Annotated in this window: 9 protein-coding genes; 4 read left to right on the top strand and 5 right to left on the bottom strand. The window is 60.0% G+C overall.

Going from position 1 to position 12,070, the window contains the following annotated elements:
• Window positions 1-113: 113 nt before the first annotated feature.
• The 3 genes from AC1DUP_RS26740 (at window position 114) to AC1DUP_RS26730 (ending at window position 4,780) form a co-directional block, all read left to right on the top strand.
• Window positions 114-1,061 (top strand): DUF1402 family protein, encoded by a 948-nt coding sequence (locus AC1DUP_RS26740; protein ID WP_477835696.1) that lies wholly within the window; start codon window positions 114-116, stop codon window positions 1,059-1,061.
• A gap of 48 nt (window positions 1,062-1,109) precedes the next feature.
• Window positions 1,110-2,522, top strand: coding sequence for a cytochrome P450 (locus AC1DUP_RS26735; RefSeq protein ID WP_113300902.1), 1,413 nt, complete (start codon window positions 1,110-1,112; stop codon window positions 2,520-2,522).
• Window positions 2,523-2,608: 86 nt separating this feature from the next.
• Window positions 2,609-4,780: a malate synthase G gene (locus AC1DUP_RS26730; protein ID WP_477835694.1), complete on the top strand. Its 2,172-nt coding sequence runs from the start codon at window positions 2,609-2,611 to the stop codon at window positions 4,778-4,780.
• A gap of 79 nt (window positions 4,781-4,859) precedes the next feature.
• Here AC1DUP_RS26730 and AC1DUP_RS26725 read toward each other — a convergent pair whose 3' ends face one another.
• Window positions 4,860-5,537 carry a L,D-transpeptidase gene (locus AC1DUP_RS26725; protein WP_113300886.1) on the bottom strand — a complete coding sequence of 226 codons (678 nt, stop codon included), beginning with the start codon at window positions 5,535-5,537 and terminating at the stop codon, window positions 4,860-4,862.
• Window positions 5,538-5,720: 183 nt separating this feature from the next.
• Between AC1DUP_RS26725 and AC1DUP_RS26720 the strand changes: the two genes are divergently transcribed.
• Complete coding sequence (locus AC1DUP_RS26720; protein WP_113300887.1) at window positions 5,721-6,215, top strand: MmcB family DNA repair protein; 495 nt, start codon at window positions 5,721-5,723, stop codon at window positions 6,213-6,215.
• Here the strand turns inward: AC1DUP_RS26720 and AC1DUP_RS26715 are convergent, their stop codons facing one another.
• The 4 genes from AC1DUP_RS26715 to lhpI all read right to left on the bottom strand — a co-directional run bounded on the left by AC1DUP_RS26715 (window position 6,216) and on the right by lhpI (window position 11,708).
• Window positions 6,216-6,794, bottom strand: coding sequence for an ActR/PrrA/RegA family redox response regulator transcription factor (locus AC1DUP_RS26715; RefSeq protein WP_007813699.1), 579 nt, complete (start codon window positions 6,792-6,794; stop codon window positions 6,216-6,218).
• Between the two features lie 68 nt (window positions 6,795-6,862).
• Window positions 6,863-8,173 carry an ActS/PrrB/RegB family redox-sensitive histidine kinase gene (locus tag AC1DUP_RS26710; RefSeq protein ID WP_113300888.1) on the bottom strand — a complete coding sequence of 437 codons (1,311 nt, stop codon included), beginning with the start codon at window positions 8,171-8,173 and terminating at the stop codon, window positions 6,863-6,865.
• 125 nt (window positions 8,174-8,298) lie between these two features.
• Complete coding sequence (gene hrpB, locus AC1DUP_RS26705; RefSeq protein WP_477835690.1) at window positions 8,299-10,764, bottom strand: ATP-dependent helicase HrpB; 2,466 nt, start codon at window positions 10,762-10,764, stop codon at window positions 8,299-8,301.
• On the bottom strand, window positions 10,761-11,708 hold the full coding sequence (gene lhpI / locus AC1DUP_RS26700) for a bifunctional Delta(1)-pyrroline-2-carboxylate/Delta(1)-piperideine-2-carboxylate reductase (protein WP_477835688.1): 948 nt from the start codon (window positions 11,706-11,708) through the stop codon (window positions 10,761-10,763). The genes hrpB and lhpI overlap by 4 nt, the downstream gene beginning before the upstream one ends.
• Between the last annotated feature and the right edge of the window lie 362 nt (window positions 11,709-12,070).

The raw sequence follows: 12,070 nt of genomic DNA, 5'->3' as shown, positions 1-12,070 counted from the left end.
TTACTTTTTAGTGAAAGGCCCGTTTTGTTTTTTTGTACCGGCTTTATTCGGACAAGATTCTGGTCCAGTCAGCCGCTTCACAAAGACGACAGGGAAAGACGGGAAAGCAGATCGTGCGACGCCTTTTGACAAGCCTTGTGATTGCCATGACCATCGCGGGCTCGGTTCCTGCGCTTGCAGCGCAGGTCGTTCCGCCCGGCAACCGTCATGCCGAGCAGCCGGATATTCCAGGCGCATCGGTCCGCCGCACCAAGGGCACCAAGACGACGTTCGATCTCAAATATGAGAAGGTCTACGACCTCCTGTCGACCGACCGTGAGCTCATGGGCAAGATCAAGAAGGTCTCGAACGCTTACGGCATCAACCCGATCCATGTGATCGGCGCTATCGTTGGCGAACATACCTATAATGTCGATGCCTATGACCGCCTTCAGGCCTATTATGTGAAGGCCGCCTCCTATGCCGGCGAGAGCTTCCGTTTCGCCTATGATGGTGAGAGCGTCGATGAATTCGTCGACCGGCCACAATTTGCCGCCTGCAATGGCAAGAGCGATTCATACACGCTCTGGAGTTGCCGCGAGGACGTTTGGGAAAGCGATTTCCGTGGCAAGACCGTAGGGGGCAAGAGTTTCCCGAACAACCGTTTCAGTGCGGTCTTCTTTCAGCCTTTCTATGCCGGCCAGACGTTCGGTCTCGGTCAGGTCAACCCGCTGACGGCGCTGATGCTGTCCGATCTGGTATCCCGCGTTTCCGGCTATCCGAAGCTGAACGAGAAGAATGCCGGCTCGGTCTACAAGGCAATCATGGACCCCGATATCTCGCTCGCCTTCGTTGCCGCCTCGATCCGCAGATCGATCGACGATTACAAGGAGATTGCCGGCGTGGATATCTCTGGCAATCCGGGGGTTACGGCGACGCTTTATAATGTCGGCAATTCCCGCCAGCGTGCCGCAGCCCTTGCCGCAAAGAATCGCTTCTCCGGCACGACGGTGTGGCCGGAAGAGAATTATTACGGCTGGCTGATCAACGACAAACTGGACGAGCTGAAGGGCCTGCTCTAACCTTCAGGCCTGCCGGGAAGACGATATCTCCCGCGAAAGGCTATGCTCATGGACATGCGTCCGGACCCCTTTGTTCCGCCGGCACCGCTGCCGCGTACCGTTCCGCCGTCGCGGCTCGAAATCATCAGGACGATTTTCCGCAATCCGCTCGAGCTCTGGGGCGAGCCATCCTATACGCTGCCCTGGATCCACACCAGTTTCTTCGGTCAGAGAACGCTGATCGTCAACGATCCCGGCCTCATCAAACATGTGCTGGTCGATAACGCCAATAATTACCGCATGTCTGATATCCGGCAGCTCGTGCTGCGCCCGATCCTTCGCGACGGGCTTCTGACTGCTGAAGGCCCCGTCTGGAAACGCTCGCGCAAGGCCGTCGCCCCCGTCTTCACGCCCCGCCATGCCAAGGGCTTCGCCGGGCAGATGCTGCGCCAGTCGGAAGACTACGCCCGCAAATATGCCGATGTGGGCGAGTCCGGCACGATTTTCGATATCAGCACCGACATGACGGAACTGACCTTCGCCATTCTCGCAGATACGTTGTTTTCCGGTGAGATCGTCACATCCAGCGGCCATTTCGCCGACGACGTCAACCAACTGCTGCACCGCATGGGCCGTGTTGATCCGATGGACTTGCTGCGTGCGCCCTCCTGGGTTCCACGTGTGACACGCATCGGCGGCCAGAAAGTGCTGGAGAAATTCCGCGCCATCGTGCGCAATACCATGGATATGCGGCTTGCCAAGATGAAGGCCGACCGCAGCAAGGCGCCGAACGATTTTCTCACCCTGCTCCTGGAGCAGGCCGGGCCGGATGGACTGACGAAGGAAGAGATCGAGGACAATATCCTGACCTTCATCGGTGCCGGCCACGAGACGACCGCTCGTGCGCTCGCCTGGACGCTCTATTGCGTCTCCAATAGCCCGCATATCCGCGAGGCGATGGAAGAGGAGATCGATAGAGTGCTCGCGTCAGGCGCAGAACCGGTCGAATGGCCGGATCTGCTGCCGCACACCCACGCTGCCTTTGAGGAGGCTTTGCGGCTCTATCCGCCAGCCCCGTCGATCAATCGCGCCGCAATAGCGGATGATTCCTGGACAAGCCCCAAGGGAGAACGCGTCGAGATCGAGGCCGGAGTCACCGTGCTCGTCATGCCCTGGACGCTGCATCGGCATGAGCTCCATTGGGATCGGCCGCGCGCCTACATGCCGGAACGCTTCCTGCCGGAAAACCGTGCTTCCATAGGCCGTTTTCAGTTCCTGCCCTTCGGCGCCGGCCCGCGCGTCTGCATCGGTGCCTCCTTTGCGCTTCAGGAGGCGGTTATCGCGCTGGCGGTCCTGATGCAGCACCACCGTTTCGATTCGACCGATCAGACGAATCCCTGGCCGGTGCAGAAGCTGACGACGCAGCCGCAAAATGGTCTTCCGATGCGCGTGAGCCGCCGGACTGTTTCCAAACCTGCATAAATCTTTCGAATTGTTGCTGAATTGACTGTGAATGAAAGCCGGGCAAAGTGACAGCATGAAAAGCTGCCACTGCAAGGAGACACCGCATGAGCCGCATTGAAAAGAATGGTCTCTTCATCGAAGCCGTCCTCCATGATTTCCTTGTGAAGGAGGCGTTGCCGGGCCTCGAAATCGATGCGGACAAGTTCTTCGCCGATTTCTCGGCGATCGTGCATGATCTCGCGCCGAAGAACCGCGCGCTGCTTTTGAAACGCGATCAGCTGCAGGCAAAGATCGACGACTGGTATCGCCAGAACGGCGCACCGACGGATATGGACGCCTATCAGTCCTTCCTGAAAGAGATCAGCTATCTCCTGCCCGAGGGGCCGGATTTTCAGGTTTCGACTGCCAATGTCGATGCCGAGATCGCCTCTCTTGCCGGCCCCCAGCTCGTCGTTCCCGTCATGAACGCCCGCTACGCATTGAATGCCGCCAATGCTCGCTGGGGTTCGCTCTATGACGCGCTCTATGGCACCGATGCCATCCCGGAAACGGACGGTGCCGAAAAGGGCAGGGGCTACAACCCCAAGCGCGGCGAAAGGGTCATCGCCTGGGTGCGCAATTTCCTCGATTCCGCCGTTCCCTTCGATGACGGCTCCTGGAAGAATGTCGGCTCCCTCGCCGTCAAGAACGGTGCTCTGGCGATTGCTGCCGTCGATGGCAAAGCTCTCGCCTTGAAGGATATCGGGCATTTCGCCGGCTATCGCGGCGATGCGAACGCGCCGACCCATATTCTCCTGAAGAATAACGGCATCCATATCGAAATCGTGCTCGATGCCTCGACCCCGATCGGCAAGACCGATCCGGCTCATATTTCCGACGTCTGGCTGGAATCGGCCATCACCACGATCATGGACTGCGAAGATTCCATTGCAGCCGTCGATGCCGAGGACAAGGTCGTCGTCTACCGCAACTGGCTCGGCCTGATGAAGGGCGACCTGCAGGAGGAAGTGGCCAAGGCCGGTTCGACATTCGTTCGCAAGCTCAATCCGGATATCGCTTACACGGCGCCCGGAGGGCAGGAGTTCGAGCTGCATCGCCGCTCACTGATGTTGGTGCGCAATGTCGGCCACCTCATGACCAATCCGGCGATCGTCGATCGCGACGGCAACGAGGTTCCGGAAGGCATCATGGATGCCGTGATCACTGGCCTGGTTGCGCTCTACGACGTCGGTCCATCGGGACGCCGCAAGAATTCACGTGCCGGCTCCATGTATGTCGTCAAGCCGAAGATGCACGGCCCTGAAGAGGTGGCCTTCGCCGCCGAGATCTTCTCGCACGTCGAAGATGCCTTGGGCATGCCACGTAACACGATCAAGATGGGTATCATGGACGAGGAACGCCGCACGACCGTCAATCTCAAGGAATGCATCCGTGCGGCCCGCGAACGTGTCGTCTTCATCAATACCGGCTTCCTCGATCGCACCGGCGATGAAATCCATACTTCGATGGAAGCCGGACCGATGATCCGCAAGGGCGACATGAAACAGGCCGCCTGGATTGCCGCCTACGAAAACTGGAACGTCGATATCGGTCTCGAATGCGGCCTCTCCGGTCACGCGCAGATCGGCAAGGGCATGTGGGCCATGCCGGATCTTATGGCCGCCATGCTGGAACAGAAGATCGCCCATCCGAAGGCTGGCGCCAACACTGCCTGGGTGCCGTCGCCGACGGCCGCCACTCTGCATGCTACGCATTATCACCAGATCAATGTCGCCAAGGTGCAGGAAGGCTTGAAGGATCGCGCCCGCGCCAAGCTCTCCGATATTCTTTCGGTGCCGGTCGTTGTACGGCCGAACTGGACGCCGGAAGAAATCCAGCGCGAACTCGACAACAATGCCCAGGGCATTCTGGGTTACGTCGTGCGTTGGGTCGACCAGGGCATCGGTTGCTCCAAGGTGCCTGACATCAACAATGTCGGCCTCATGGAGGACCGTGCGACTTTACGCATTTCTGCCCAGCACATGTCGAACTGGCTGCACCACAAGGTCGTCACGCAGGAGCAGATCGTCGAAACGATGAAACGTATGGCCGCCGTCGTCGACCAGCAGAATGCCGGCGATTCGGCCTACATCCGGATGGCCGGAAATTTCGATGGTTCGATCGCCTTCCAGGCAGCGCTTGATCTGGTCCTGAAGGGCAGGGAACAGCCGAACGGCTACACCGAGCCGGTCCTGCATCGCCGCCGCATCGAGCTCAAGGCAAAGCAGACTGCTTGAGCCAGAGCATGCCAGATACAAAAAGGCCGCCGGGCTCAAAAGTCCGGCGGCCTTTTTTATACCGAATTCAGCTTTTAGCTTACTGGATAACGATGACCTTGGAAGTGGTCTTGCCCGGACGGACGCGGCTGTAGAGATCGATCACGTCCTGGTTCATCAGGCGGATGCAGCCCGACGAAGCGGCAGTTCCGATCGAGGCCCATTCCGGAGTGCCGTGCAGGCGGAAGAGCGTGTCCTTGCCCTCTTCATTGAAGAGGTACATGGCACGTGCGCCGAGCGGGTTGGTGAGGCCTGGACCCATGCCGTCTTCGACATACTTGGCAATTTCGGGACGACGGACGGCCATTTCCTTGGGTGGATGCCAGTTTGGCCATTCCTGCTTCCAGGCGACATAGGCCGTGCCGGACCATGCGAAGCCCTGCTTGCCGACTCCGATGCCGTAGCGGACGGCCTTGTCGTTGGGGAGGATATAATAGAGGTGACGCTCGCGCGTATTGACGATGATCGTACCGGGACGCTCGTCGCTCTGGTAGCCGACGATCTGGCGGCGGAATTCCGGCTTGACGCGGTCAATCGGGATTGCCGGCAGGGAGTATCCGGCATCCGACGTTAAGCCATAGGCGTCATTGAAGATTTGTGCCGTCTGAACGGTCGGACCTGCGCTGTCGACGGACGCGGATTCGGACGTCGTGGAGCAGCCGGCCAGTGCCAGGGTCGCCAGCAGGCCAAATACAGGGAATGCATTGCGGATGCGCATGGATGACTCGTGAAGGTTTTGGGGCAAGGAGGGGACAGTCTTTCGACCATCGTTATTTATGGTTTATTTTCGATTAACTTTGCCTTTGCAAGGCTGCTGCGGTGCGACAAAATCCATCTGCGACGCAAATTAAAAGCGCATGGCTTTTTTGCAACAACGGCCAACCCCACTTGACGGTTATCCATGACGATTTTGAGCGTTTACAATAACAATCCGTTAATCGATGGCCGGCAATCGGACAGGGCCATGATGGTGCGCCGTGGCATGCAGGTTTTGCTCCACGATATGCGCCTTGCCGTGTTGCCGGAACTGCCGCTGGCAAGCGGCCGCCGCGCCGATCTGATCACGATTTCAGAAAAGGGAGAGGTCTGGATCATCGAGATCAAGACGTCGATCGAGGACTTTAGGGTCGATCGCAAATGGCCGGATTACCGCCTGCATTGCGACCGTCTGTTCTTTGCGACACACAAGGATGTGCCTGTCGATATCTTCCCGGAAGAGTGCGGCCTTTTTCTTTCAGATGGTTACGGCGCACATATGCTGCGCGAGGCGCCGGAACACCGCCTGCCGCCAGCTACGCGCAAAGCCGTCACGCTCAACTTTTCGCGCGCTGCCGCACAGCGGCTGATGATGGCCGAGTGGGCAAACGGCAAGCCGTTCAACCTGGATGATGTCTAGTTATTTCGGCGCGCGTTTGGCGAGGATGCGCTGCAGTGTGCGGCGGTGCATATTGAGCCGGCGCGCCGTTTCCGACACATTGCGCTCGCACATTTCATAGACACGCTGGATGTGTTCCCACCGCACCCGGTCCGCCGACATGGGGTTTTCCGGCAGTTCTGCCTTTTCGCCCGGTCGCTGCGTGAGCGCGGCAAACACATCGTCAGCGTCGGCGGGTTTTGCCAGGTAATCCACAGCCCCGAGCTTCACCGCCGTCACCGCCGTGGCGATATTGCCGTAACCCGTTAGCACGATGATTCGCGTGTCGTCGCGGCGCTGGCGGATAGCCTCGATAACGTCGAGGCCGTTGCCGTCGCCGAGCCGCAAGTCGACCACGGCATATTTCGGTGGCCGGCCTCTCGATTTCGCCACGCCTTCCGCTACCGATTCGGCCGTTTCCACATGAAAGCCGCGCGCCTCCATCGCCCGTGCCAGGCGACGCAGGAAGGGGCCGTCGTCGTCGACGATAAGCAGGCTCGGGTCGGGCCCGATATGCTCCTCGTTGGAGCCGGCGGAAATCTCGTGATTCTGATCTGTCATCGCTACGGTCCCGGCGGTTGAGCGTCCGAAATGCGTCAACCGCTTATATCCTGTTTATGCCGACAAAGTCATTTTGTCGAATTTGCGTCGATCAACACCCGCGGCCATTCGATCCGGATGCGGGCACCCGCGTTTTCCGGATCACGATTTTCAAAAACCAGCGATGCTCCGGAGCGCTCCAGTAGCGTTTTGGCAATGAAAAGCCCCAGTCCCAGGCCTCCAGCGGTATCTTCCTTTTGCCGTTTGGTAACGTAGGGTTCGCCAATCCGCGTCAGAATATCGGCCGCATAGCCGTTGCCGTCATCCTCGATGATGATGAGCACCTTTTCGTGATCGTGCTCGACCGTGACCGTCACCTTCTCCCGCGCATAGTCGACGGCGTTCTCGATCAGGTTGCCGAGCCCGTACATGATGCCGGCGTTGCGGTCTGTGACTGGTTCGCCCTTACGCGGGCTCTTCTCCACGAGTTCCAGATTAATACCGAATTCGCGATGCGGTGCGACGATTTCCTCCATCATCGAAGAGAGGGGCAGTCGGCGCATATGCGCTTCGCCCTCCGCAGACAATGTCGTCAGCCGGCGAAGAATGTCGCGACAGCGCTCGCTCTGGCTGCGCAGAAGCTGCACATCCTCTCGGAACCGGTCGTCGTCCTTAAGTTCGCGCTCCATTTCCTTGGCGACGACGCTGATCGTAGCAAGTGGCGTGCCGAGCTCATGGGCTGCGGCAGCCGCCAGCCCATCGAGCTGCGAGAGATGCTTTTCCCGCAGCAGCACCAGTTCGGTCGCCGCAAGCGCATCCGCGAGCTGGCTCGCTTCCATCGAAACCCGGTAGGCATAGAAGGCGGCAAAGGCCATGGTCGAAGCGATCGAGCACCACACGCCGAACTGCATGACGTTGTGGACATTGATTTCCACCCCGTCGAACCAGGGCAGCGGAAAGGGAGAGAAGGCCAGTACCGTGATGCAGACCATCGCAAAGCCGATCAATGCCGTACTGTAGCGGATCGGCTGCGAAGCGAAGGAAATGATGACGGGAACGCAGACCAACGCCGCGAACGGATTGGCGAGGCCGCCGGTAATGAAAAGCAGCGCACACAGCTGCAACAGATCGAAACCAAGGAGCGCGAAAGCGGCGGGCGGCTCCAGCCGGTGCGTCGGTGGGTAACGGAGCGTCAGATAGAAATTCACCCAGGCGAGTGCGGCAATAAGGGAGCAACTCGCGACCAAGGGCAGAGGGAACTTCAAGAGAAAAGCGACGATGAAGACCGTTACTGCCTGGCCGATGACCGCCAGCCATCGCAACCGCACCAAAGTCTGCAAACGCAGCCGCCGGCTGCTCAGCCTGTCTTCTTGTGTCTGGACTTCGGTCTTTTCAATCACGCCACACTCCTACAGCATCGGCCCGATAATCGGGATCAATTTTCGGAATCCCGATGCATAGATTCGAAGGGTTGGAACGTCCTTGGTGTGCCCAAATGGACGCATGGCGCGCTAAGGCCGGCGGATTATGTACCACGGGGCTTTGCCCTTGTCGTCGGCGCCGCCTCATCAGGTTTTTCCGGCCAGGGATGCCGGGGATAACGTCCGCGCATGTCCGCGCGTACATCCTTCCATGAGCCCGCCCAGAAACCCGGCAGGTCCCGGGTCGTCTGGATCGGCCTGTGAGCCGGCGAGGTAAGCTCCAGCACCAGGGGCAATCGCCCGCCGGCGACCACCGGATGCTGCTTGAGGCCGAAGAGCTCCTGCACACGGATCGTCAGCGTCGGTTCTTCGCCATCATACTGGATCGGGTGGCGTTGACCTGTTGGTGCCTCGAAGTGCGTCGGTGCGAAGCGTGCGAGATCGCGCTGCAGATCGTGTGGAACGAGTGCCATTAGCCCGTTGGAGAGGCCGGAGGCGGAAATATCCGAAAGCCCCCGCGCGTCTGACTGGAAAGGGATGAACCAGTCTTCCATGCGATTGAGGAGCGCCTCATCGCTCATATCGGACCACGGTTCGCCGATCGTTCGGTGCAGGAAGCCGATTCGCTCCCGCAACTGCAGCGCCTCCTTGGAAAAGGGAAGCTGATCGAGCCCCAGCTCCCGCAAGCCGTCTGCGAGCGCCCGCACCACCGCCTCGCCTGAGGGACGCGGAAGCGGAGCTTCCTCGAAAACAATGGCGCCGAGCCTTGTCGCGCGCCGTGCACGCACCTGCCGGCTCTGTCTGTCGAAGAAGGTCTGGTCGTCCGTCCGGATTTCGCCCGGTAGTTCGGCTTCGATGTCGGCGCGGGAGATTTCCGCCGCTGCCAGAATTCTTCCCCGTGCCGCCCGGCCGGTCAGATCGGCGATCACAAGCATCTGGCTGCCTGCCAACCGTTCGGTTTCCGCAAGCTCGGCACCCCGACCGTTCGCCATGACATAGCGCCCGCGCCCACCGCGCTGAAGTGCTGCTCGATCCGGGAAAGCATGCAGCAGAAGCCGTCCCGCGAGCGCAGGTTCAGTACTCGAAATGGAATTGAGCCCTTCCGCGAGCCGCCCCGCCAGCCGCCGCGAAGCCTCGGCCCTTTCGCCTTTCTCGCTCTTGAAGCGCCTGAGCCGCTCTTCAAGATCAATGCTGGTGCCGCCAAGCCCCTGCTCCGTCAGCAGCACGGATATCAGCGCCGCATCCTTCGCATGTCCTGCTTCACCAGCCGAGACCACCATGGCCGCGAGCCGCGGCGGCAGGGCGAGGTCGCGCATCACCTTTCCCCGCGCCGTCAATGCGCTGTCCGTGTCCAGCGCCCCAAGCTGCACCAACAATGCTCGCGCTTCCTTGATCGTTGTCTCCGGCGGCTGATCGACGAAGGCGAGCGATTTGGTGTCCTGAACGCCCCAATCGGCAAGATCGAGCACGAGACCGGAAAGATCGCTCGAAAGAATCTGGGGCGGCGTGAAGGCCGGAAGTGCCGCCGTCTGGCCCTGATGCCACAGGCGGATGGCGATGCCTGGCTCCGTTCGTCCAGCGCGGCCGGCGCGCTGATCGGCCGAAGCGCGCGACACCCGAACGGTCTCCAGCCGCGTGATGCCCGTCGATGCCTCGAAAACTGGCAATCGCTGCAGCCCGCTGTCGATGACGATCCGTACGCCGTCGATGGTGATCGAGGTTTCGGCAATCGAGGTCGCAAGCACGATTTTACGTGCGCCTGGTGCCGCGGGGCGGATCGCCGCGTCCTGCTCCTTCTGGCTGAGATTGCCGTAGAGCGGCGCAATCAGCGTCTCTGAGCCGAATCGTCCTTGAAGCCGCTCTACCGTCCGGGTGATTTCCGCCTGGCCGGGAAGGAAAGCGAGAATCGATCCGGATTCGCTCGCATGAAAATCGGCGATCGCCCGAACCATTACGTCTTCGATACGCTCGCCACCCGCCCGGTCCTGATAGCGGATATCGATCGGAAAGCTTCGTCCCGTGCTTTCGATAACGGGCGGATGATCGAGTAGCGCAGCGACCCGTTCGACATCGAGCGTGGCCGACATGACAAGGATACGCAAATCCTCGCGAAGCGCCGATTGAACGTCAATCGCCAGCGCAAGGCCGAAATCGGCATCCAGCGATCGCTCGTGAAACTCATCAAAGATGACGGTCGAGATACCGGAAAGTTCGGGATCATCGAGGATCATGCGGGCAAAGACGCCCTCGGTAACAACCTCTATCCGTGTCTTGGCCGATATCCGGTTGTCGAGGCGCATGCGGTAACCGACAGTTTCGCCCACCTGCTCGCCAAGCAAGGACGCCATGCGGCTCGCTGCGGCACGGGCCGCCAGCCGGCGCGGCTCCAGCAGGATGATCTTCCCGTCATCGCGCCAGGGTTGGCCAAGCAGGTGCAGCGGCACGAGCGTCGTCTTGCCGGCGCCGGGTGGCGCTGAAAGCACGGCACGCTTCTCTTTGCCAAGCGCCGCACTGATATCGGGCAGCACGTGCGAAACCGGAAGCTCCGGCAAGGAAGGCAGGTTCTTCACTTTCCGCTCGTCACCATTTCATAGGCGAGGATGGCGGCGGCCAAATCCTCAAGCGCTGCGCCGACGGATTTGAAGAGCGTGATTTCTTGCGCATCTTTCCGCCCGTCACAGGCACCCGATATCAGCTCTGTCAGGTCGCCGCGTATGTCGCTTTCCTTTAGCAGCCCGGTTTTCAAAGGCTGGACGATGTCGCCGCCTTCGCTCAGCGCGCCCGCTCTTGTATCGACATAGACGGCGGAGCGCAGGACGGCCGCATCGTCGCTTTCACGCATGCTGGGCTTGAAAGCGCCGACCAGATCGAGATGAGCACCGGGCTTTAGCCACTCGCCCTGAACAAGCGGCTCGCTGGAGAGTGTCGCACAGGAAATAATATCGGCCGTTCTCGCCGCCGCCTCAATGTTGCTCACAGCTTCGGCCTGCAGCCCAAGTGCCCGCGCTTCCTCGGCAACCTTCTCCGCCGCCTCGCTATTGCGTCCCCAGATATTGTAGCGCTGGATCGGCCTGACTGTTCCATGTGCCTGCATGAGATTGAGCGAAAGCCGACCGGTACCGCAGACCAGCATCTCCGCGGCATCCGGCCGGGACAGATAGCGTGAAGCCAAAGCCGAAGTTGCCGCAGTCCGCCGCGCCGTCAGTTCTCCGCCCTCTATGACGGCCAACATCTGTCCTGATGCGGCAGAGGAAAGCAGGTAGCTTCCGAAAATCGCCGGCAGGCTTCGGCGCATGTTGCCTGGAAAGACCGAAACCATCTTGATCCCCGCATACTCTCCGGGAAGCCACGCCGGCATCAGCAGCAGGGTTGCACTCTCCTCTCCCGGAACCTCCATGTCATGATGATGGCGGACGGGCGCGACGCAATCGCTTCGGAACATAGCCTCGATCGCATCGATAAGCTGCGCCCAGGGTAGGGCAGACCGGGTCTGGTCTTCGTCGAGGACAAGCATTCTGAGCTCCGCAAGGGCATGGATATATCCTTGTCAAACTACCGATTGGAACGGTCGAGGCAAGCTTCCTGGAAATCGGGCGCGTGCCTCCCATATAAACGATGCACGCCAAGGCCCACGCTGATCGGTCGAAATCGGAAAAATCGATCGAAATGGGGTGATTTTGACCGGGAAACCTCCCCTTCCAACGGGAGGCGATAAAACTGCAAGCAAAATCAACCTGTTACAAAAATGTCAAAAAAGTTGGTTGGGATGTGTTGACTGTTTCGAGGGTGTGGGATTATAAGCCCACTCACTGAACGAGGGCGGCGGCGCTGCTGGCGACGAAGTCTTTCGTTCTAAAGAAATCAAGCGAATTGGCG

Source organism: Rhizobium sp. 01L419, from assembly GCF_056400025.1.
Note: the sequence above shows the minus strand (reverse complement) of the source record. Positions and strands in the feature narration are given on the sequence as shown.